The sequence below is a fragment of the Bizionia sp. M204 genome, assembly GCF_023205095.1.
Taxonomy (GTDB): Bacteria; Bacteroidota; Bacteroidia; order Flavobacteriales; family Flavobacteriaceae; genus Algorimicrobium; species Algorimicrobium hallyeonense.
This window is the reverse complement of sequence record NZ_CP046242.1, coordinates 3,076,358-3,097,695: the sequence shown is the minus strand read 5'-3', so window position 1 is coordinate 3,097,695 and position 21,338 is coordinate 3,076,358. Positions and strand designations below refer to the sequence as shown.

Below are 21,338 nucleotides of genomic sequence, written 5' to 3'. Positions count from 1 at the left end.
CTACTTTATGAATAAAATTACCGTATTTATGTTGCTCTTTTTGAGTGCATTCAGCATGTTCAGTCAAAAAGCAGTTTTATCATTTAAAAACGAAGACGTTTCCAGAAAAACAAGTAAAGATGCTTTTACACTTTCTAATACAGTTACTAACGATTTAACCATACTGATGGTAGAGCGTAAAGATGTTTATGCCTACTTGTTTAATTCGGATTTTGAATTGCAATCGCAATTTCAAACAGAACTTATAAAAAGTAAGTATGACCAGGCTTTAGGTTTTAAATTAACGGACTCCCAACAGCACATTTTATTTTCTAATGAAAAGAAAACGCAATTTGCCGTTCTTACTTTAGATTTCAAGACAAAAAAAAGTACAGCTACGGAACTTGATTTCGACTTTAATAATGAACTGTTTATTGAGGCTATTAATTATAAAAACAAATTATATGTTTTATCCAGCACATCAGAACAAGTAATTATTATTCGGGAAATGACCGACGCTTTAGGCTTCAAAACCGTCACTCGCATACCAATAAACCACGACGATGTTAATTTGCGCGAACGGAAAAGTTATAGTTCGTTTTCATTTGCTGGAACCTTAAAAACAAATATTCAAAAAATTGATCCGCGTGTACCTAATGCTATTGAGCAAACGTCAAGAGCTAATAAAATGTACCAGTATGATAATTTAGTATTTCTTACTTTTGAGATTGAAGATATCGGAACATTAGCCTTCACCATTAATTTTGATGATTTTTCGCATAGCACAAAAATTTATGAGTATCCAACAGGCAAATTGGGCGATTTAAAACGGTATAACTCGTATATGAGTCCTGAATACTTTTATCAAATCGCAAGTTCCAGAGACGAAATGCGCTTTATAATCAATGATATTTCGGGAACGCCAATTAAAGAGTTTTTTGTAAAAAAAGATGCTCATATCACGTTTAAAAACACACCAATAATTCAGGAAGGAGCAACAGCTGTGCCTTTTGTAAACCGTCGTGAACTAGAAGAAAGTTCGAAATATTTGCGTAAAATTTCCACTGGTGATTTAGGTTTGACTGTTCTGTTTCAGGATAATCATTACTATATAACCCTTGGTGGCAATAAAGAAATAAGCACAGGTGGAAGTATGATGATGACAGGCGGAATGGTCACTGCTGGAACGACACATGTGGTGACAATAAATCCTACACATTATAGTTACAGCTCGTATACATCGTCAAAATCAACATATTTCACTTCTAAATTTGACAGCGATTTTAATCATGTGAAAGGCAAGGTTTCTGAAAATGTTTTTGAAAAAATAAAAAAATTCAGCCATAACTATAAATATATCACAGCTGAAGATGTGTTTTTTCATCATAATCAACTTTATTATGGATCTTTCGATTTAAAAAACGCAACATATAGTTTAGTGCCTTTTAAATAGGTGTTAATTGGCAGTCACGTTATCAGAAAGTACAACAGGGATAGATAAGTTCAATATTAGACAGATTTAAAGGGTTCTAATTCTTTTTTAGCATTCGGTTTTTTTTCATTTGAATTAATATACAAACCTATTAAGATGTACATTTGAAATATAAAATTTAACATTTATGAGACATATTATAGTATTAGTATTAACCTTAAGTTTATTATCCTGCGGTACAACCAAAGTTGTGCGCGACTCGGAGAAAGATTTGAAAGGCAGCTGGACCTTAAACTCCTTTAATTATAGTAAAACAGGATCTTTTGCGGTCGATTTGTTTAACGACACCTCAACGGATTGTTTTGAAGGCAGTACTTGGAATTTTGTTCCAAACAATAATTCGGGAACCTATGTAATTAATAGTGGAAATTGTGCTACAGGTCCACGAAAATTTAAATTTAGCATTCAAGAAATTGATCCGACTTCAGGTTTATATGATTTTTTATTAAAACCAGTAGATGCTAAAGGTAATTCAGATACCAACCAAGGCTATCGCTTAAAATTAGCTGGAATTACAGCAACAACCATGCAATGGCGCCAGACCGTAACTTTAGACGGAAGCCCATTCACCATATTTATGAATTTTACAAAACAATAAAATAATGAGAAAAGTAATTAATAAAATAACGTTAATAGCACTTGCAGGTGTTTTGGTAATTAGTTTTACCAACTGTAAGGCTGTAGAAAATTCGAATAACAGACAGAAAGGTGCTGCCATTGGTGTCGCTGGAGGTGCAATTTTAGGAGCCATCATTGGAAACAATGTTAAAGGTGGTAGTTCTGAATTAGGCGCTGTAATCGGTGGTGTTGTTGGTGGTGGCGCAGGTGTCATTATTGGAAACCAAATGGATAAACAAGCACAACGTATTGAAGAAGAAGTTCCTGGCGCAACCGTGGAACGTGTAGATCAAGGTATCGTTGTGACATTTGATGAAAATAGTGGTGTTCATTTTGCCACAGAAAAATACAATATTAACGCACAATCGCGAGAAAATTTAGATAAATTAGCTGGCGTATTTAAAGAATATCCAGATACTAACCTTTTAATTGTTGGTCATACAGATAGTAACGGTAATGATGCGTATAATATGACCCTATCTAAAAATAGAGCTATGGCTGTAACAGATTATTTAAGAGACGTTAAAGGCATTAGCAGTTCTCGTTTAACCACACATTGGTTTGGAGAAGAGCAACCTATAGTTGATAATTCAACACCTGAAGGTCGCGCTAAAAACAGACGTGTAAACATTGCTATTGTTCCTAACGAGGAAATGGTGAATCAAGCACAACAACAATCAGGAAATTAAAAACACCTATTATGAAAAAACACATTGTAGCCTTTGCTGTTTTAGCACTCCTATTTTCTGTGAGCTGCAAATCAGACAAACAAGAAAACACAGAATCAACAGAAGTTGAAATAACCGAAAATGAAACGAAACCAGATATGCATACCAGTCAAAATTCATTGGACTGGAAAGGCACGTATGTTGGAACATTACCTTGTGCCGATTGCGAAGGTATTAAAACAACGATTCGATTAAACGAAGACATGTCTTACGAGGCAGTTATGGATTATTTAGGCAAAAAAGATGGTGTCTTTGAAACCCGTGGATACTACAAATGGGAAGATAATGGCCAAAATATTTTGCTGTCTGACGATAATGAAACCAAATTTAAAGTGGGTGAAAACAAACTCATCCAATTAGATAAATCTGGCGAAGTTGTAACAGGCGAATTGGCAGAATTTTACGTACTGCAAAAACAGGATATGAATAACACTGGTGAGATAGCATTTACTGATACCAAATGGAAATTAGTGAAATTAATGGGTCAAGATATTACCGATTCTGAAGCATTTATTTCATTTGCAACCGATGAAAATAAAGTTTTTGGACATGCCGGTTGCAATAATTTTAATGGATCTTTTGAAGTAGCCAATAAATTACAGTTGAAACTATCTAAAATGGCTACTACCATGAAATCGTGTCCCGAAGAAGATATGAAGATTGAGCAGAAATTTTTAGAGGTTTTAAATACCGTTGATAATTTTTCCTTAAGCGGAAATACCATGACATTAAACAAGGCAAAAATGGCACCTTTAGCAGTATTTGAAGCTGTAGAATAGTCCATTACATTATTATAAATGAAAAACCTCGCAGACTATGTACTGCGAGGTTTTTTTAGTAATTTACAGCACTGAAAAAACGGCGTTACGTATCACGAATCGGTAACGTTTCAAATACCATATATTATGTCATCGGAATTAAAATTGCATTGGAATACCGCTTATAATAAAGCCGATAATCAATTGGGTTGGTTTGAAGAAAATCCTGAACAAACCATGAAACTGGTTTTAAAAACGCAACTTCCCAAAGATGCCAGAATTCTAAATGTTGGCGCAGGAACAACCACCTTAATCGATGCGCTTTTGGATGCCGACTATACAAACCTTATTGTAAATGATTTGAGTAATCAAGCACTTGAAAAACTGCAAACACGCATTAAAAACTCACATAATTATAATTTGAATTGTGTGGTTGATGATTTAACAAAACCAAAAAAATTAAACCAATTAGAACCCATAGATTTATGGATAGATCGTGCTGTGTTACATTTCTTTCTTGCCGAAAAGAACCAACAAGCATATTTCAATCTCATTAAGCAAATAGTTGCTAAAAATGGGTTTGTCCTCATTGCCGTTTTTGCAACTAATGGCGCTGAAAAATGCTGCGGACTGGATTTAAAACGTTATAACACCAGCATGCTTCAAGACGAATTAGGTTCGGATTTTGAACTTATTTCCAGCTTCAATCACACCTTTATAAATCCGTTTGGTGGCGAACGCCCTTATATTTACACTTTATTTAAACGACTTACATGCAATTAGTATCCTATATTATTACCCATACCCAATTACCAGGAACATCAGTAAAAAATACGGTTGAATTATTAAACGATGGAAGCACGATTCCGTTTATTTCGCGCTACCGAAAAGAACGCACCGGAAATTTAGATGAAGTTCAAATTGGTGACATCGTTAAATACAAGGAGCAGTTTGAAACGCTAGAAAAACGAAAAATCACTATTTTAAAAGCATTAGAAGATCAAGATGTTTTAAGCGCTGAATTGAGACAAAAAATAGAAGCCACTCAAGATATTACCACATTAGAAGACATCTATTTACCATTTAAAAAAAGTAGAAAAACTAAAGCTGAAACGGCCAGAAAGAACGGCTTGGAACCTTTGGCTAAAATAATCATGAGTCAGAATGCTTCAGATGTTGACTCCATTGCTCATAAATATATAAAAGGCGATATTTCTTCTGCTGAAGACGCTTTGGAAGGTGCCAGACATATTATCTCGGAATGGATTAACGAACGAACCGATGTTAGAAATAATATCCGACAGCAATTAGAACGTTTTGCGATAATTTCTACCAAGGTGGTAAAATCTAAAAAAGATGATGAAGCAGCACAGAAATTTCGTGATTATTTTGAATGGGAAGAATCGTTAAGCCGCATTCCATCACATAGATTACTCGCCATTCTTCGTGCCGAAAAGGAAGGATTTATAAAAGCAAAAATCTCCATTGATGACGAAAAAGCCTTATTTAAAATTGAAGATCGCATAATTAAATCCAGAAACGCATGTGCCTCTCAAATTCAATTAGCCATCCAAGATGCTTACAAACGCTTATTATTTCCGTCCTTAAGTAATGAAGCTCTTCAAAATGCCAAAGAAAAAGCCGATGCTTCCGCTATTACTGTATTTGCCAAAAACTTAAAACAATTATTACTAGGTTCGCCACTAGGTGAAAAACGTGTTTTAGCCATTGATCCTGGTTTCAGAACAGGTTGCAAAATTGTGTGTCTAGACGCGCAAGGCAAATTAAAACACAACGAAACCATTTATCCGCATCCGCCAAAAAGTGATGCCATTGGTGCCATGAAAAAAATAAGTTCCCTTGCGGAAGCTTATCAAATTGAAGCTATTGCCATTGGTAATGGAACAGCATCTCGGGAAACCGAAGCACTCATTAGAAAAGTCCATTTTAAAAATGATATTCAAGTATTTGTAGTGAGTGAAGCTGGAGCGAGTATTTATTCCGCTTCAAAAATTGCGCGTGAGGAATTTCCAAATTATGATGTTACCGTTCGTGGTTCTGTTTCTATTGGAAGACGTTTGCAAGATCCACTTGCCGAACTTGTGAAAATTGATGCCAAATCTATTGGCGTGGGTCAATATCAGCATGATGTAGACCAAACAAAACTCCAAAGTGAATTGGATACGGTTGTGGAAAGTTGTGTGAATGCGGTTGGTGTAAATATTAATACGGCTAGTACATCATTATTAAGTTATGTCTCTGGAATTGGCCCGAAATTAGCCGAAAATATTGTTAATTACAGAACAGAACATGGTGTTTTTAAATCGCGAAATGCCATCAAAAAAGTGCCGCGTTTAGGCGATAAAGCTTTTGAACAAGGTGCTGCTTTTTTAAGAATAAAGGAATCTAAAAATCCGTTAGACGATTCTGCAGTACATCCTGAAAGTTATACCATTGTGGAAAAAATGGCTAAAGATTTAGGCAAACCTATTTCCGAATTAATTGGGAATTCTACAGTACTTCAAAAACTGAATTTACCAGATTATTGTTCAGATTCTGTAGGCTTACTAACACTTCAAGATATTATTAAAGAATTAGAAAAACCCGGTTTGGACATTCGTGAGCAAGCCAAAGTATTTACATTCAACCAAAACATTAAATCCATTACAGACTTACAGGAAGGGCAACTGCTTCCAGGCATTGTAAACAACATCACCAATTTTGGGGCTTTTGTAGATGTGGGCATCAAGGAAAGCGGGTTAATCCATGTTTCTAATTTATCGGATAGTTTTGTAAGCGATGTGAATGCACATGTTAGCTTGCATCAACAAGTTATTGTTAAAGTATTGGAAGTGGATGTACCCCGAAAACGCATTCAATTAAAACTACATAAATAATTAGCCGTTTAATTGATCTTGCAAAGCATTTCTGGATTCACTACCATAAATACCATCAACAAAAATATGGGAATCGGTTTGGAATTTAATGAGGGCTTGTTCTGTTTTTGGTCCGAAAACACCATCGGCATGACCGTTTAAATAATCTAATTTTATTAGGATTTTCTGAAGCAGTTTTACGTTTTCATTACTATCACCTTTTCGCAAATAACCTGTTGGGATAGTTAGTGATTCATCAATCGCGTCCGTCAGACTTCTGAATTCCAAAATACGATCCAAGGGAAAGGTTTGAATATTCACTTCATCATTTTGATTTCCACCCAAGCAGTAAATAGATTTTCCACTTTTGGTATAACCCAAAAAGAAACCCACATGACCGAATATACCATTAATATCGGTTCGCCAAAACACGACAATATCACCAGGTTGTGGCCAATCGGTTTTATTACCAATTTTAAGCCAGCTTCTAGCCATAGCACTATTAGATCTTGGTAAATTGGCTTGAAGCGCCACCCAATTTGCAAAAATACTGCACCAAGCTACTTCGTCATTTCCGAACTTTAAACCCGTTGTTTCTTGATATTCTAAAATGCGATCGTTGTGGGCATTTTCGCCTTTAATTTCTTTCTGCCCCAATTCACCAAAGGCAATTTTTAATGTTTCTCCTAACATAATGTATTGTTTATAATGAATAAATACGCTATCAATCAATATGTTATAACAGGAAGTATTAAATATACACAAAATAACAACACGTTTATAAAAAGCTTTTTTAGGCATGTATTCCTACAAAAAGCCGCTTAAAACTATTACATTGCTGCTTTCAAATTAATCAAAAAATTGCATGCTTCAAATTGCCTTCCATCCTATTTACAAACATCCATTACCAGAAAGGCATCGGTTTCCCATGTTGAAGTATGAGTTGCTTCCCAAGCAATTACTTCATGAAGGAACGTGTACAAATGCCAATTTCTTCGAACCTGAAATTCCCGATGACTCCCATATTTTACGTGTGCATACCGAAGCATATTATCATGATTTATTGAATCTGACATTAGATGCAAAAGCCATCCGGAAAATTGGATTTCCATTAAGTGATGCATTAGTAAAGCGCGAAGTTATGATTGCCGACGGCACCATAAAAGCGAGCGAATTTGCCCTAAAACATGGCATTGCCATGAATATTGCTGGCGGAACCCATCATGCATATACCAATCGAGGCGAAGGATTTTGCATGTTAAATGACCAAGCCATTGGCGCACGTTATCTTCAAGAAAGGAAGTTAGCAACTAAAATTCTAATCGTAGATCTAGATGTGCATCAAGGCAATGGAACTGCCGAAATTTTTCAGAATGATCCCTCGGTTTTTACATTTTCTATGCACGGAAAAAGCAATTACCCCTTTAAAAAGGAAGCAAGTGATTTGGATATTGCTTTAGAAACGAATACGACAGATGACACCTATCTAACAATTCTAAAAGAAACGCTACCCAAACTAGTAGCTTCAGAAAAACCAGATTTCATCTATTATTTATGTGGTGTAGATGTAATAGCTTCCGATAAATTAGGGAAATTAGCCCTTACTATTGCAGGTTGTAAAGAACGTGATCGGTTTGTATTACAGACTTGCCATGACCTGAACATTCCTGTTATGTGTAGTATGGGTGGTGGTTATTCGCCAGATATAAAAACCATTATTGAAGCACATGCTAACACCTTTCGTTTGGCACAACACATTTATTTTTAATACAAAATTCGCCTGTTTTTCATTCAAACTCAAATAAGGGATAATATAGTAGAATAAATAGCCTATTTAATATCATAATAATCACGCATGAGGCGCTACTTTTGCAGCTTGTTAAATCATAAGGTTTTAAGATTATGAAAAAAGCTAGAATCGCCCTTGTTATAGGCATAATTTGTATTTCAGTTTTCCCTGTTCTGGTTAAATTAAATTTAACACCAGGTGTTATTTCGGCATTTTACCGCATGGCATTTTCGTTTGTGCTATTAGTACCATTTGTTTTATGGAAAAAGCAGTTTAAACTTCCCAATGTAAAAATGGGACTTTTAGCTGTACTCTGCGGTATTGTTTTTGGGAGCGATGTGGCCGTTTGGAATATTGCTATTCAGGAATCTACAGCAACACAAGCGTCGTTGTTAACAAACTTATCCCCAGTTTGGGTTGGTGTTTTAGCCTTGTTTTTTCTGAAAGATAAACCACGAGGCAATTTTTGGATTGGCACATTAGTGGCGGTTTTTGGCATGATGTTATTAGTCGGTTTTTCAACGTTTAGAAACTTGGATTTCGATTTAGCCTTTAGTTTCGGTATTCTTTCGGGTGTTTTGTATGCGTTCTACATGCTAATTAGTAAAGAAGTATTAAAACAATTAAACGTATTAACCTTTATGACCATTAGCCTTGGCGCATCATCCGTATTTTTAGGGTTTTTAAGCTACGGATTAAACGAACCCTTTTCCGGATTCTCCAATATGGGTTGGTTTGTATTGGTTTTGCAAGCCGTTATCTGTCAGCTAGCTGCCTGGTTGCTCATTAGTTTTGCCACTAAAAAAATGCGTGCTACACGGGTTTCTGTCAGTTTATTAGGACAAGGAATTTTGGCGTCTATTTTAGCTTGGTTGTTTTTAGATGAAACTATCACCTTGCAAATGGTATTAGGTGGATTCGTTTTACTTTTTGGCATCCGATTGACATTTTACGAAAAACAAATTCATAAAAATTTACTGCCAAAACGTTTCATAAAACAGTCCGTATAACGTCATAGAAAATAAGTATTTTAGAGCCAGTTTATAACTATTTTAGAAAAACGTATGAATTGGATTTTATTAATTATTGCTGGTTTATTTGAAGTGGCATTCGCGGCCTGTTTAGGAAAATTTAAGGAAACCTCTGGAAGCTTGGCCACCTATTGGTTTATAGGTTTTCTGGTGTGTTTAACCATTAGCATGGTACTTTTGGTAAAAGCCACACAAAGTTTACCTATTGGAACCGCTTATGCCGTTTGGACAGGCATTGGAGCTGTAGGAACCGTTTTAGTTGGCATCTTTATTTTTAAAGAACCTGCAGATTTTTGGCGTTTATTTTTTATAACCACTTTAATCGTTTCCATTGTTGGGTTAAAATTTGTTACCAACTAAACGGGGTCAGAATAGCTACTTATTTAGGAGTATTATAACTTTAACTCCTCAAGAAATTATGTAACTTTACTTAAAAGCATAAATTATGGTATCAAAAAACATTGAAAACGCATTAAACGAACAAATTCGTGTAGAAGCAGAATCGTCTCAAATATATTTAGCCATGGCCTGTTGGGCGGAAGTAAAAGGCCTTGAAGGTGTGGCAAACTTTATGTACAGCCAATCTCAAGAAGAGCGCGACCACATGTTAAAACTTATAAAATTTGTGAATGAACGTGGTGGACATGCCCATGTTTCGGAATTAAAAGCGCCAAATGTCACCTTTAAATCCTTCCAAGAAATGTTTGAAAAACTCTATGAACACGAAGTATATGTTTCAGAAAGCATAAATGAGTTAGTACATATTAGTTTACAGGAAAAAGATTACGCCACTCACAATTTCTTACAGTGGTATGTAGCCGAGCAAATTGAAGAAGAAGCTATGGCACGCACCATTTTAGATAAAATAAATTTAATAGGAAACGATAAAGGCGGATTGTATTTATTTGATCGTGATATTGAACAATTAACCATTAGTTCAGCAGCCTCAACGGGAACTGTTTAATTTTAACAGATAATTTTATTTAGAATCAATAAAAATAATTAATTTTGTCTTATCATCTACAAATGAATCCATTGTGGGCAAAAAGAAAGACAAGAAAAAACAGAAAAAGGCTTTAGAAGCGTTACGCGAAGCAGGTATCATTTCTGCGGAAAAGAAAGTAAAAAGCAAATGCTGTGAAAAATATTTAAAAAGCGAAAAAAAACGATGTGGCAAATGTCCGTGTTTTGATTTGCTTCAAAAAGTTGCATAAAAAAAGCCGCGAAGGTCATTCGCGGCTTTTCTTTTTTATGGCAATTATTACTTGCCAAACATCAGCAATTCGTTGCATAACACTTCGGTAATGTAATGCTTCTTACCATCTTTATCATCCCAAGATCGGTTGGTTAATTTGCCTTCTATAGCAATTTCTTGTCCTTTGGTTACATACGCCTCAACGACTTTTACCAAGCCATTTTTTACTATCACATTATGCCAGTAGGTACGTTCTACTTTTTCGCCATTTTTGTCTTTATAGCTATCGTCTGTAGCTAATGAAAATTTAGCCATTTTATTACCATCTTCAAAACTGATGATTTCTGGATCTTGTCCAAGTCTTCCAATTAACTGTACTTTGTTTCTTAACGTATTCATAAGATAAGGTTTTAATTATGTTGAAAATCATTCGGTCAAATCAACAGGGCAAAGATGCAACCCCTTGCAAGTATTAGTCGGTAGTTACCTATTTAAATTCGTTTGTAAATGTTTGTAGTCGTTTGGAAATGGGTAATTTTGAATTTAAGTGTATATTTATACTTATATAACACGTTGCCAGTAATATGAAAAAAACACTGCTAATATTAATGTTTCTATCTTTCCTTTCTAATTCTTGTAAGGAAAAAAACAACAGCGAAATAAACGAAAAGGAAAAAATTGAAACAATTGAATTAAATACAAAATCAAGTGAAAATAAAGTCCTGATTGACTCATTTAGAGTTTTAAAGGACTCTGTTATAATCCCTGAATTTGCTATCAAAATTAACTTGAGTGAAAAAGCAAAAGCCAAACTCAAAAAAGACAATGAATCGACTATCGTTCAAGCATACTTCACGGGAATTCCTAAAGATACTTTGGATTCTGACTATCAAAAATGGGGAGAAAAAAATATTGGACAACATCGAATTGAATTGTGGGACTCAAAAATTGCTCATTTTAAAAATGTAAAAATTTCAAAAAAGGCTCTCGAGGATTTATCAGACACGAATTTTGAGGTATTAATAAATGTTTTTTCTGGTCGACACTCAACAGATTCCAACATATTAGATTGTGGAGTATTACAGGCAAGTATTGACAAAGTGAAGGGAAAAACACATTTGATAAATGGAAAATTACTCTTTGGAGAATAAAATACTACTGGCAACAATGTATAACCGCAATTACGGCGAATTCGACTACGTCCGAATCCACTCGGAATTGCTAACGTCAGTGCTAAACCGAAAAATTTGCGTACTTTAACCCGTAACTGACGGTTATACGAGACCGTTGCCCACAATACTGGGAAACCATCTTTTCATTAAAATTCTGTAACTTTATTTGAATTTAGTACACTAATTAGTTAACTTTGTTGCGTGATAAGAAAAGTAATTGCATACGGAAAACATTTTCCCGAGTTTTATAAAGCTCAAGAAGACAATGTTAAGGAAAAAATAGGATATGTTTTGGACCTTGTTCGGCTTGAAAGACAAGTGCCGAAAAAATTCTTTAAGTATCTCGAAAATACTGACGGAATTTATGAAGTACGTGTAATTACAACTTTTAAAAGTATTCGGATTTTGTGCTTTTTCGATGATGGCAATTTAGTTGTGCTTGCAAACGCATTCGTGAAAAAAACCCAAAAGACACCGAGAAAAGAAATCAAACTCGCTGAAAAATTGAAAAAAGAATATCTCAAAGAAAAAAATAACTGATATGAAAAATGTAACTGATTTTGAGGACATCCTCATTGAAACATACGGAAAAAAAGGAACTCAAAAGCGTGATAAGTATGACGCTGATTCACTTGCATTCCGACTTGGAGTAATGTTAAAAGAGGCTCGGAAAGAGGCTAACTTAACACAAGAAGAACTTGCTGAAAGAACCGGAACAAAAAAGAGCTACATTTCCCGAATTGAACGTGGATTGAGCGATATTCAAGTTTCCACTTATTACAAACTGATTGAACTTGGACTTGGAAAAAATCTGAACATTGAAATAGCATAACGCAGAAAGTACTGTGGGCAACAATGTATATAAAAAATAGCGCGAGCAGTTGCAAACACAAAGGTTCGGGCACTTTTTCGAAGTCACCAAATTTTTAAATTTGGCTATTTGAGAAAAAAAAATAAATAAAAAAATTTAAAAATTCGGCTTGTGTTCAACCGAATGAATAGCGCACTTTTTCAGCGCTACTTTTCATATACTCGACCGTTGGCAATAATTACCACTACGAACTAACTGAAAAGAATGATAGAGAAATTTATTAAAATTAAGAACATTGGAATTTTCAGTAATTTATCTACTAAATCGGATTCAAATTGGAATGGTTCCTTTTCAAAAACAAATTCAATTTATGCTACTAATGGTTCTGGAAAGTCTACTTTATGCATAATTCTTAAATCATTAATTGAAAAAAACACTGATTTAATTGCTTATAAAAAAAGAGTTGAATCAGAATCTGAACCAGAAGTCATACTACGATTTTCAGAACCTTCCAAAAATGTATATTTTTCCTCTAATACTTGGAGAGATACCGTCAACTTACCAAAATTTCTTATTTATGATAATCATTTTATAGAAGATTATGTTTTTAAAGGTTCTATTTCAACAAATTCAACCAAAAAAAAATTTATTCAACTTGTTTTAGGTGGAGAAGGAACATATTTATTCAATAATATAAAATCAGCACAAAGGGAATTACAACCTATTGAAGATAAAAGATTAAAACTTTTAAAAGATGGACTTCAAGCAGATGAAGAATTAGAAAAGAAATTTGAAGTACTAAATAAAGCATTTGTTAGCCTAAGAAGGAAGTATATAAAAATGTCAAAATCTATTTTTGAAGATTTTAAAAATGCAACAAATAATTACCTTACAAAGTTGATACCAAATGTGTCTATAAGCCAAATTGAAATTTCCATCACAAAAAAGAAATTAGACTATTTTCCTGAAATAATTTTTGATTTCCAAGGTTCAGAAATAAAATTAGATTCACCGAATTCAGCTCATCTAAATGGACAAGTTAAATACACATTAAGTGAAGGAGATAAAAACGCAATAGCATTGAGTTTCTTTATGGCAACTCTTGACTTATCAAATTGTGAAGATAAAATTGTGATATTTGACGACCCTTTATCAAGTTTTGACTCAAACAGAAAGCAAATGACTTTGCATTTTCTTACGAAAATAGCCGATAAATCAAAGCAATTTTTTCTATTATCTCATGACCATATTTTAATCCAGAAATTTAAAGGGTTAAATCCTGACCTACTTTGTTTAACCATTCAGAATTCAGAAAAAGATAGTGTACTTAAGAAAATTGATATTCAAACAGAATTCAAATCTGAACTTCATAAAGATTTAGAAGTTATTTATAATTTCAAAAAGAATGGAGCAGAAACTGAATCTAGCAAAAGAGAAGTAATAAGATGCTTAAGACCAATTTTAGAAGGAATCATAAAAGTTAAATTTTATAATGATATAGCAGATAATATTTGGCTTGGAGAAATTATTGCTTCAATTAGAAACTCAAAAGAAAATGACGAATTATTTTCATTAAAACATTTAATAAGTGATTTAACAGTTATTAATGATTATAGTAAATCCTTTCATCACGATTCTCAAAACACTGACAACATAATAGATGTCAAAGAATTAAAAATGTTTGTAAATATGACACTTGAAGTTTTTAAAAAAATATAAATAACTACCGCCAACAAAGTACTATTGTAAAAAACAAGTAAAAACGCATTAACGTTTCACCAAAGTACTTCTATACGTATCCTCATATATTAATCCTGATTTTGCAATAGCAAAAGCCTGTTTTAGCAGCTTATTACATACTGCAATTAATGCTAATTTTGGTTTTCCTAGAACAACTATACGCTCATAAATTTCGCTATCTTTGTTATCTACCAAACAAGACATCTCTTATGATTTTCATAGACAATGAAGGCCACACCAACCCCAAACTAAACCTAGCTTTAGAAGAATATGCCTTAAGGCATTTTGATACTTCCACAGATTATTTGCTATTTTACATTAACGAGCCATCCATTATTATTGGAAGAAACCAAAATACCTTGGAGGAAATTAACCAGGAATATATAGATGATAACAACATCCATGTGGTGCGTCGTGTTTCTGGTGGTGGCGCGGTTTATCATGATTTAGGAAATTTAAACTTTAGTTTTATTACCAATCATGATGGAAAACGTATAAGCAACTTTAAAAAATTTACCGCACCCGTTATTCGGGTTTTAAATAATATGGGCGTTTCGGCTGAACTCAAAGGCCGAAATGATATTTTGGTAAACGAGAAGAAAATTTCTGGAACTGCGCAGTTTTCTACAGGAAAACGGATGATTAGTCATGGTACGCTTTTATTTGATACAGATATGAGCGAAGTAACAAAAGCGCTTCAAGTAAAAATGAGCAAAATTGAATCTAAAGGTCATAAATCGGTAAGAAGTCGCGTGGCTAATATTAGCGAATTTTTAAAAACACCCATATCTATGGAAGCTTTTAAAAATCAGCTACTCGTTGGATTATATGAAGCCAGTGAACCTTTTGAAACTTACAAATTAACGGAAGCGGAATGGCAAGCGGTTCATAAACTGAAAGCCGAGAAATACGATTTATGGGATTGGAATTTTGGACGGTCGCCTAAATCTAATATTCAAAAAAACAAACGTTTTCCGGTTGGTGAAATTGATTTGCGCATTTTTGTTGAAAAAGGCCATATTTCAGAATTAAAAATTTTTGGCGATTTCTTTGGTAGAAAACCCGTTTCAGATATTGAAAGCTTACTTATTGGTGTGCCTTATGTTAAAGTTGAAATCACAAAGGCGTTAAAAAACTTGTCTGTAAAAGAATATTTTGGCGATTTAGAAAAAACGGAGTTTTTAAATCTCATTTATGGGAATGATTAATGCTATAAGCCATCACAATAAAGTGCTACCTTTACACCCATGGCAAAACTTTTAAGCTATTTATATCCTATTACCAAAAAAGTAAAATCGGAAATTAACGGCACGTTAGAAATTACTTGGTACAACGGAAAAAAACATTTAAACTCTAAAAACGCCAACTATTCGTATGGTTCATTACAGCGCATTTTAAAGTTTGGTTTGCAGAAACTAGACCTTAAAAATGTGAATTCCATTCTTGTTTTAGGCCTTGGTGGCGGCAGTGTTATTGAAACACTGAAAACCGATTTTAATTACCAAAATCAAATTACAGCTGTAGATATTGATCCACAAATAATAGCCATTGCGAAGAATGAATTTCAGATTGAAACTTCTAAAAATTTAAATATTATATGTGATGATGCACTGCATTATATTGAAAACACACCAGATACGTTCGATCTCATCATCATCGATTTATTTATAGACCTCACGGTTCCCGAACAATTTCTAGATCTATCATTTTGGGAGACCACTCTAAAACGCAAATCGGCAAGTGGTTCCATTTTATTTAATGCCTCGTTAGACAAAGAGCTTTCTCAAAAACTAGAGCATATTATTAGTTATTTAAAATCGCATATCTACCAAGTGGATGTTTACAAAAAAGTGAATCAAACAAATACGGTGGTTATTGGAAAAGCTTTGTAATGGCTTCTTAGAGAATAATTTATATATTTAAGCAATAACTTGGCTATTCATTCTACTTAAAAATGAAATAAGTTGAAAGTTTAGTCAAAAAGTAATTTCAAAAATCAGCAGTATGCAAAAACAATGTCCAGAATGTGGTGATAAAATTGTTGGCCGAATTGATAAAAAATTCTGTAGTGATGCCTGTAGAAATTCGTTTAATAATCGCGTGAATAAAGACTCTAAAAACCTGATTAGAAATACCAATAACCGTTTACGTAAAAACTATCGCATTCTGGAAGAGCTGAATCCAGAGCAAAAAACCAAATCATCCAGAGCGAAACTCATTGAAAAAGGTTTCGATTTTAATTATTTCACCAGTATCTACACAACCAAAGCTGGTACGGTTTATTATTTTGTTTATGATCAAGGCTACTTGCCTTTAGAAGGCGATTATTATGCTTTGGTGAAACGGGAAGGCTAACTTTACAACCTTAACGAGCCCATTATCAATAATTTAAGAAAATTTTAACTTTTATCCCATTATATGATTAATGTCATGTTTTAGGTTAATCCACTCTTTTACTTTTGCATAGAAGACTAAAAGGTCTTTTTAACCAATTAACGACTAATCATATGCTATCAAAAAAACAAGCACGCGCGTTTTTCTTGGGAGGAACTGTGGTAACATTCTTAATATTTATAGGATTAACCATTTTCTCCTTAAGCAAAGGGCAAGATCAAACCAACCATGAAGGCATTACCGAACAAGTAATTCACGGCAAAGTTTTATGGGACGAAAACAATTGTATGGGTTGCCATACTATTTTAGGTGAAGGTGCCTACTACGCTCCCGAATTAACAAAAGTACTAGACCGCAGAGGCGAAGGTTATGTTAAAGCCGTTTTAATGTCGCCAGTTCCGTGGAATCCCAACGGAAGACAAATGGTTGCCTATGGGTTCACCGCCGAGGAAGCTGAAGATTTAATAGCCTTTTTTGATTGGATAGGCGGTATAGATTTGAATGGTTTTGATACCGTTATATCCCCTCTAGCTAAAGACAGAATTGAAAGAAAGAAAAAAAACAACTAACCCAGAATTACACTTTTAAACACGTTGATACTATATAACATGTTTACTAGGTATTACTTCTGGCTTCTAACATAATAAAACTAAACCAATGAAATATAAATCTCAAAAAGTAGCCTACTGGTTTTTTGCCTTTTCCATGCTACTCCTCGTTTTACAAATCACCTACGGGTTCATTATGGGTTTTGCTCGTATTGGATTTGATGGTCTTCACGAATTCATCCCCTTTAACACAGCAAGAGCTGTACATACCAACCTTTTAGTCGTTTGGTTGCTTTCTGGTTTTATGGGAGCTGCCTATTATATTATCCCTGAAGAAGCACAACGCGAATTAGTTAGTGTTAAATGGGCTTATGTTCAATTAATTTCACTTGCCGTTGTTGGTGTTGCTGCAGTAGTTGGCTACCATTTTAACTGGTGGGAAGGTCGTAAATTTTTAGAAATACCCAGACAATTAGATTATTTAGTTGTAGCAAACGTATTACTGTTTTTAGGAATCATTTTAGCCACGCTTTTTAAAGGAAAACGCAAAACCACAACAGCGCTCGTTCTCACCATGGGCTTGGTTTTTGCTGCTTTACTCTATATTCCAGGCATGTTGCCTTTTGATAGTCAAGTAACCGATTCTTTTTTCAGATGGTGGGTTGTTCATTTATGGGTTGAAGGTGTTTGGGAGTTAATTATGGGCGGTATTCTATCCTTCTTATTAATAAAACTTACGGGTGTGGATAGAGAGGTTATTGAAAAATGGCTATATGTTATTGTTGGTTTAACCTTTTTATCAGGAATTTTAGGAACAGGACATCACTACTATTATATTGGTGTAAATAAAATCTGGTTAATTGTAGGTGGTATTTTCTCTGCACTTGAACCTTTAGCATTCCTGGCCATGGCCTTATTTGCTGTAAATATGTACAGAAAAGGCGAAAAGAAACACCCTAATAAAATAGCACTCTTCTGGACTTTAGGCTCGGCTATTGTCTCTTTTGTAGGCGCTGGTTTATTAGGATTTGCCCATACGCTACCACAAACCAATTTATACACACATGGAACTTTAGTAACTGCCATGCATGCACACCTAGCTTTTTGGGGAGCCTACGCCATGATTGTTTTAGCCATTATAAGTTATGCCTTACCAAATATGACCGGTAGAAAGTTTTACGACAGCCCTATTGGACGTGCCGCTTTCTGGATGTCTAATGTAGGTATGGTAGGTATGACGGTTGCCTTTGGTGTTGCAGGTGTAGCTCAAGTATATTTGGAACGCAAATTTAAAATGGACTTTATGGAAGTACAAGCCGAAGTAAGCATTCACTTTGTTGTACTAATTTTATGTGCAATTTTATTTGCTACCGGAATTGGCATGTACATCTGGGAATTCTATAAACACGGATTACCAACAGATGATGCATTAGATTTAGAATCAGACTTATAACGCTTAATTGCAAGAAAAGGTCCTTTTAGCTATATAAAGACAATGAAGTTTCATTTGCTCATACCTGACATTCTATAGCTTCAAAACGCTTTAACTAAAGGGCCTTTTTTAAATTTCTTACAAACCATGAACAACGCGCTCATAACACCCGATATAAAACCTTCTATTTTGAAAACAGAAAATCAACATACAGCAACTACCATTCCATTTTATAAACCCATAGCAAAAGAGGTAGAAGTATTTGATCACGCTTATAAAAACAAAATTCCGGTATTATTAAAAGGGCCTACAGGAACAGGAAAAACACGTTTTGTAGATTTCATGACGCATCAATTAAACAAGAAACTAATTACTATTTCCTGTCATGAGGAAACGTCCTCCACCGATTTAATTGGTCGCTATATAATTCAAGGTTCCGAAACCGTTTGGATTGATGGTCCTCTTACTCAAGCAGTAAAAACAGGCGCTATTATTTATTTAGATGAAATTGCCGAAGCCAGACCCGATGTTATTGTAGCCATTCACTCGCTTACCGATCATAGAAAAGAACTCTATATTGATAAACTAGGCGAAACCATAAAGGCACATCCCGATTTTATGTTGGTCGCTTCCTTTAATCCTGGTTATCAAAAAGGCTTTAAGGAATTAAAACCATCCACCAGGCAACGTTTTATTGCCTTGGCTTTTAATTATCCAAATGAAAAAGACGAAGCGGAAATCTTAATCAATGAAACCCAAATTGATACGGCAACAGCTAAAAAACTAGTATCTATTGCTACTAAAATTAGAAACCTAACAGAACTTGGTTTAACTGAAACCGTTTCAACACGTTTATTGGTTGATGCCGCCAAATTAATTCACACCGGTTTAGGAAAACGTCTAGCTGTTCGCGTAGCTGTAGTTGAACCTTTAACGGATGATCTTGAAATTACGGAAGCTTTAGCTGATTTATGCGATTTAATGATTTAAAAAACGAATCATGTTTGAACCTGATGAATATCTCTTTTCCAAAGTTGCCAAGTTTTTAAAGCGTCGTAAAAAAAATGCTCAAGAAACATTGGAACATGCGGTTAAACTAAAAGATATAAAGCAACGGCTCACTATTTTTTCTAGAGCAATTACCGGTCAAGCCATTGAGATTTTTGAAGCGGAACGTGAAGGTGGTTATAAAAACAATAGCTTCTTTTTACCGACACAATTTTCTGAATTTGCCACTTTTGAACAAAACACCAAATTCTATATTTTTCGAATTGTATATCTATCCATTCAAAAAAATCTTCATTTAAATTTTATGTCTGAAGATGAATTTACTTTGGAAGACGCTCGAGAAAAAGCCCAGGAAACTTCTAGTTTAGTTTTAAATGAGATGTTTCAACAATTTCCAATAACCAAGAAAATTCGTCAGGAATTAATTACCTTATACTTCAACAAATCAACCGAAAAAACCCCTGAAGATTTAAGTTTTATTTACGGAAAATGGATGAAAAATGATCCAGAAACCTTAAAGAAATCGGTGTTGAAAAATATTTCAGAACAGGTAAAAACAGCCATAGACCACGAAATAAATACCATTTTAAAGGCGAATGCTGTCGAAGAAATTTCCACGTTAGAAATAGATAAAAAGCAACAGGAAGATTATGTGCTACTGCATAATTTTGAAAAAGCTGAAACAGCCGAAGAATGGGAAGGCGGCTGGAGAGATTTTGATGGGGATGATGATTTGGACGATCATGCAAACGCTTTGGAAGACCTCAACATGAAACATACCGTTCGTGTGGACGATCCCGTTCATTCCATTTATCAAGCAGAATTTATAGAAAACACCACCATTTCTGAAAGTACCGAATTAGACACAGAAGCGCCACATATTGCTTATGACGAATGGGACTATTCCAAGCGTGCCTATAAACCGAATTTCTGTAAAGTATACCCTAAAAAACAACTAGAAACAGATGCGGCATATTATAAAAAAACACTTCAAAAAAATGCGTCGACCTTAACAGGTTTGCGTAAAATGTTGACGTCTGTTAATAATAAATATCAGCAACAACGCCGTCAAACACAAGGTGACGATTTTGACTTAGATGCTATAACAGATTTATATGTGGATATAAATTCGGGACGCACACCTTCGGAAAAAATTTACCTATCAAAACGAAAAAAAGACAAAGATTTATCTATTTCAATCTTATTAGATGTCAGCTTATCTAGTGACGGATATGCTGGAGGCAATAAAGTAATTGATGTTGAAAAACAAGTTTCCATTATTTTCGGTGAAATTTTAAACGAATTTAATGTGGATTTCTCCATAGATTGTTTCTTTTCCAAAACAAGGAATTACGCAACCTACCTCACCTTAAAAGGTTTTGACGATAATTGGGACACGGCCAAACATAAAATTGGCGCGGTGGAACCTAGTGGATACACCAGAATTGGTACAGCTTTACGACATTCTGGCGCTTTGCTAGACGCTCGAGACACCAAAAACAAATGGGTTATTTTAATTTCCGATGGTAAACCAAATGACTACGATAAATACGAAGGCAGATATGGTATTCAGGACGTAAAACAAGCCTTACGCGAGTTGAATCAGCGTAACATTAATTCCTACGCCTTGGCAATTGAAGCGGAAGCCAAATATTATTTGCCGCAAATGTTTGGACAAAACCATTATCAAATATTAACAACACCTGTCGAGCTATTAGAATCGTTAGTAAAACTCTACGAAAAAATAAAACACCAAAGTTAGAATGA

General features: G+C 34.5%; 24 protein-coding genes and 1 pseudogene. 22 read left to right on the top strand and 3 right to left on the bottom strand.

The features are described from left to right. The first annotated feature begins 7 nt into the window (after positions 1 to 7). The 6 genes from GMA17_RS14255 (at position 8) to GMA17_RS14230 (ending at position 6,472) form a co-directional block, all read left to right on the top strand. Positions 8 to 1,432 (top strand): hypothetical protein, encoded by a 1,425-nt coding sequence (locus GMA17_RS14255; protein ID WP_248397319.1) that lies wholly within the window; start codon positions 8 to 10, stop codon positions 1,430 to 1,432. 166 nt (positions 1,433 to 1,598) lie between these two features. Beyond that, complete coding sequence (locus GMA17_RS14250) at positions 1,599 to 2,069, top strand: lipocalin family protein (protein WP_248397317.1); 471 nt, start codon at positions 1,599 to 1,601, stop codon at positions 2,067 to 2,069. Positions 2,070 to 2,073: 4 nt separating this feature from the next. Continuing rightward, positions 2,074 to 2,778: an OmpA family protein gene (locus tag GMA17_RS14245; protein WP_248397315.1), complete on the top strand. Its 705-nt coding sequence runs from the start codon at positions 2,074 to 2,076 to the stop codon at positions 2,776 to 2,778. Positions 2,779 to 2,789: 11 nt separating this feature from the next. Next, on the top strand, positions 2,790 to 3,596 hold the full coding sequence (locus GMA17_RS14240; protein WP_248397313.1) for a copper resistance protein NlpE N-terminal domain-containing protein: 807 nt from the start codon (positions 2,790 to 2,792) through the stop codon (positions 3,594 to 3,596). 126 nt (positions 3,597 to 3,722) lie between these two features. Next, positions 3,723 to 4,358 (top strand): methyltransferase, encoded by a 636-nt coding sequence (locus GMA17_RS14235; RefSeq protein WP_248397311.1) that lies wholly within the window; start codon positions 3,723 to 3,725, stop codon positions 4,356 to 4,358. Next, positions 4,349 to 6,472: a Tex family protein gene (locus GMA17_RS14230; RefSeq protein WP_248397309.1), complete on the top strand. Its 2,124-nt coding sequence runs from the start codon at positions 4,349 to 4,351 to the stop codon at positions 6,470 to 6,472. Before GMA17_RS14235 ends, GMA17_RS14230 begins: the two co-directional genes overlap by 10 nt. On the opposite strand, the gene GMA17_RS14225 is transcribed toward GMA17_RS14230, so the two are convergent. After that, positions 6,473 to 7,144, bottom strand: a complete 672-nt coding sequence (locus tag GMA17_RS14225; protein WP_248397307.1) for a TIGR02594 family protein — start codon at positions 7,142 to 7,144, stop codon at positions 6,473 to 6,475. It lies immediately after the preceding gene. Between the two features lie 172 nt (positions 7,145 to 7,316). On the opposite strand from GMA17_RS14225, the gene GMA17_RS14220 reads away from it, so the two are divergent. The 5 genes from GMA17_RS14220 (at position 7,317) to GMA17_RS14200 (ending at position 10,485) form a co-directional block, all read left to right on the top strand. After that, positions 7,317 to 8,219, top strand: a complete 903-nt coding sequence (locus GMA17_RS14220; protein WP_248397304.1) for a histone deacetylase — start codon at positions 7,317 to 7,319, stop codon at positions 8,217 to 8,219. 134 nt (positions 8,220 to 8,353) lie between these two features. Then, positions 8,354 to 9,250, top strand: a complete 897-nt coding sequence (locus GMA17_RS14215; protein WP_248397302.1) for a DMT family transporter — start codon at positions 8,354 to 8,356, stop codon at positions 9,248 to 9,250. Between the two features lie 54 nt (positions 9,251 to 9,304). After that, positions 9,305 to 9,631: a multidrug efflux SMR transporter gene (locus tag GMA17_RS14210; protein WP_248397300.1), complete on the top strand. Its 327-nt coding sequence runs from the start codon at positions 9,305 to 9,307 to the stop codon at positions 9,629 to 9,631. A gap of 85 nt (positions 9,632 to 9,716) precedes the next feature. Next, positions 9,717 to 10,235 (top strand): ferritin, encoded by a 519-nt coding sequence (locus GMA17_RS14205; protein ID WP_248397298.1) that lies wholly within the window; start codon positions 9,717 to 9,719, stop codon positions 10,233 to 10,235. 73 nt (positions 10,236 to 10,308) lie between these two features. Continuing rightward, positions 10,309 to 10,485: a hypothetical protein gene (locus GMA17_RS14200; protein WP_248397296.1), complete on the top strand. Its 177-nt coding sequence runs from the start codon at positions 10,309 to 10,311 to the stop codon at positions 10,483 to 10,485. A gap of 47 nt (positions 10,486 to 10,532) precedes the next feature. Here GMA17_RS14200 and GMA17_RS14195 read toward each other — a convergent pair whose 3' ends face one another. Beyond that, positions 10,533 to 10,865, bottom strand: coding sequence for a single-stranded DNA-binding protein (locus GMA17_RS14195; protein ID WP_248397293.1), 333 nt, complete (start codon positions 10,863 to 10,865; stop codon positions 10,533 to 10,535). A 185-nt stretch (positions 10,866 to 11,050) separates the two neighbouring features. Here GMA17_RS14195 and GMA17_RS14190 point away from each other — a divergent pair, with 185 nt between their 5' ends. The 4 genes from GMA17_RS14190 (at position 11,051) to GMA17_RS14175 (ending at position 14,168) form a co-directional block, all read left to right on the top strand. Further along, positions 11,051 to 11,617 (top strand): hypothetical protein, encoded by a 567-nt coding sequence (locus tag GMA17_RS14190; protein ID WP_248397292.1) that lies wholly within the window; start codon positions 11,051 to 11,053, stop codon positions 11,615 to 11,617. A 222-nt stretch (positions 11,618 to 11,839) separates the two neighbouring features. Beyond that, positions 11,840 to 12,178 carry a type II toxin-antitoxin system RelE/ParE family toxin gene (locus tag GMA17_RS14185; RefSeq protein ID WP_248397290.1) on the top strand — a complete coding sequence of 113 codons (339 nt, stop codon included), beginning with the start codon at positions 11,840 to 11,842 and terminating at the stop codon, positions 12,176 to 12,178. 1 nt (position 12,179) lies between these two features. Next, a complete protein-coding gene (locus GMA17_RS14180) occupies positions 12,180 to 12,470 on the top strand; it encodes a helix-turn-helix domain-containing protein (protein ID WP_248397288.1) in 291 nt (96 codons plus the stop codon). Between the two features lie 243 nt (positions 12,471 to 12,713). After that, positions 12,714 to 14,168 (top strand): AAA family ATPase, encoded by a 1,455-nt coding sequence (locus GMA17_RS14175; RefSeq protein ID WP_248397286.1) that lies wholly within the window; start codon positions 12,714 to 12,716, stop codon positions 14,166 to 14,168. A gap of 48 nt (positions 14,169 to 14,216) precedes the next feature. Here GMA17_RS14175 and GMA17_RS14170 read toward each other — a convergent pair. Continuing rightward, a pseudogene (locus tag GMA17_RS14170) lies at positions 14,217 to 14,363 on the bottom strand (IS110 family transposase); the annotation flags it as partial. Between the two features lie 35 nt (positions 14,364 to 14,398). Between GMA17_RS14170 and GMA17_RS14165 the strand changes: the two are divergent. The 7 genes from GMA17_RS14165 (at position 14,399) to GMA17_RS14135 (ending at position 21,333) form a co-directional block, all read left to right on the top strand. Then, positions 14,399 to 15,397, top strand: coding sequence for a lipoate--protein ligase (locus tag GMA17_RS14165; RefSeq protein ID WP_248397284.1), 999 nt, complete (start codon positions 14,399 to 14,401; stop codon positions 15,395 to 15,397). 39 nt (positions 15,398 to 15,436) lie between these two features. Beyond that, the gene (locus GMA17_RS14160; RefSeq protein WP_248397282.1) at positions 15,437 to 16,081 is read left to right on the top strand and encodes a spermidine synthase; all 645 of its coding nucleotides are present in this window, start codon (positions 15,437 to 15,439) and stop codon (positions 16,079 to 16,081) included. 112 nt (positions 16,082 to 16,193) lie between these two features. Beyond that, positions 16,194 to 16,544: a hypothetical protein gene (locus GMA17_RS14155; RefSeq protein ID WP_066247556.1), complete on the top strand. Its 351-nt coding sequence runs from the start codon at positions 16,194 to 16,196 to the stop codon at positions 16,542 to 16,544. Positions 16,545 to 16,696: 152 nt separating this feature from the next. Beyond that, a complete protein-coding gene (locus GMA17_RS14150; protein WP_248397280.1) occupies positions 16,697 to 17,152 on the top strand; it encodes a cytochrome c in 456 nt (151 codons plus the stop codon). A gap of 88 nt (positions 17,153 to 17,240) precedes the next feature. Next, positions 17,241 to 18,584: a cbb3-type cytochrome c oxidase subunit I gene (locus GMA17_RS14145; RefSeq protein ID WP_248397278.1), complete on the top strand. Its 1,344-nt coding sequence runs from the start codon at positions 17,241 to 17,243 to the stop codon at positions 18,582 to 18,584. 168 nt (positions 18,585 to 18,752) lie between these two features. Next, positions 18,753 to 19,553, top strand: coding sequence for a CbbQ/NirQ/NorQ/GpvN family protein (locus GMA17_RS14140; RefSeq protein WP_305883064.1), 801 nt, complete (start codon positions 18,753 to 18,755; stop codon positions 19,551 to 19,553). 10 nt (positions 19,554 to 19,563) lie between these two features. Beyond that, on the top strand, positions 19,564 to 21,333 hold the full coding sequence (locus tag GMA17_RS14135) for a nitric oxide reductase activation protein NorD (RefSeq protein ID WP_248397274.1): 1,770 nt from the start codon (positions 19,564 to 19,566) through the stop codon (positions 21,331 to 21,333). Positions 21,334 to 21,338: the final 5 nt, after the last annotated feature.

Bases quoted from the DNA above. Each gene is read 5' to 3' on its own strand.
- GMA17_RS14230 (WP_248397309.1), top strand. From the start codon at position 4,349: ATGCAATTAGTATCCTATATTATTACCCATACCCAATTACCAGGAACA.
- GMA17_RS14240 (WP_248397313.1), top strand. From the start codon at position 2,790: ATGAAAAAACACATTGTAGCCTTTGCTGTTTTAGCACTCCTATTTTCT.
- GMA17_RS14160 (WP_248397282.1), top strand. From the start codon at position 15,437: ATGGCAAAACTTTTAAGCTATTTATATCCTATTACCAAAAAAGTAAAA.
- GMA17_RS14235 (WP_248397311.1), top strand. From the start codon at position 3,723: ATGTCATCGGAATTAAAATTGCATTGGAATACCGCTTATAATAAAGCC.
- GMA17_RS14155 (WP_066247556.1), top strand. From the start codon at position 16,194: ATGCAAAAACAATGTCCAGAATGTGGTGATAAAATTGTTGGCCGAATT.
- GMA17_RS14195 (WP_248397293.1), bottom strand. From the start codon at position 10,865: ATGAATACGTTAAGAAACAAAGTACAGTTAATTGGAAGACTTGGACAA.
- GMA17_RS14220 (WP_248397304.1), top strand. From the start codon at position 7,317: ATGCTTCAAATTGCCTTCCATCCTATTTACAAACATCCATTACCAGAA.
- GMA17_RS14255 (WP_248397319.1), top strand. From the start codon at position 8: ATGAATAAAATTACCGTATTTATGTTGCTCTTTTTGAGTGCATTCAGC.
- GMA17_RS14210 (WP_248397300.1), top strand. From the start codon at position 9,305: ATGAATTGGATTTTATTAATTATTGCTGGTTTATTTGAAGTGGCATTC.
- GMA17_RS14135 (WP_248397274.1), top strand. From the start codon at position 19,564: ATGTTTGAACCTGATGAATATCTCTTTTCCAAAGTTGCCAAGTTTTTA.
- GMA17_RS14175 (WP_248397286.1), top strand. From the start codon at position 12,714: ATGATAGAGAAATTTATTAAAATTAAGAACATTGGAATTTTCAGTAAT.
- GMA17_RS14225 (WP_248397307.1), bottom strand. From the start codon at position 7,144: ATGTTAGGAGAAACATTAAAAATTGCCTTTGGTGAATTGGGGCAGAAA.
- GMA17_RS14205 (WP_248397298.1), top strand. From the start codon at position 9,717: ATGGTATCAAAAAACATTGAAAACGCATTAAACGAACAAATTCGTGTA.
- GMA17_RS14145 (WP_248397278.1), top strand. From the start codon at position 17,241: ATGAAATATAAATCTCAAAAAGTAGCCTACTGGTTTTTTGCCTTTTCC.
- GMA17_RS14165 (WP_248397284.1), top strand. From the start codon at position 14,399: ATGATTTTCATAGACAATGAAGGCCACACCAACCCCAAACTAAACCTA.
- GMA17_RS14190 (WP_248397292.1), top strand. From the start codon at position 11,051: ATGAAAAAAACACTGCTAATATTAATGTTTCTATCTTTCCTTTCTAAT.
- GMA17_RS14215 (WP_248397302.1), top strand. From the start codon at position 8,354: ATGAAAAAAGCTAGAATCGCCCTTGTTATAGGCATAATTTGTATTTCA.
- GMA17_RS14250 (WP_248397317.1), top strand. From the start codon at position 1,599: ATGAGACATATTATAGTATTAGTATTAACCTTAAGTTTATTATCCTGC.
- GMA17_RS14180 (WP_248397288.1), top strand. From the start codon at position 12,180: ATGAAAAATGTAACTGATTTTGAGGACATCCTCATTGAAACATACGGA.
- GMA17_RS14150 (WP_248397280.1), top strand. From the start codon at position 16,697: ATGCTATCAAAAAAACAAGCACGCGCGTTTTTCTTGGGAGGAACTGTG.
- GMA17_RS14245 (WP_248397315.1), top strand. From the start codon at position 2,074: ATGAGAAAAGTAATTAATAAAATAACGTTAATAGCACTTGCAGGTGTT.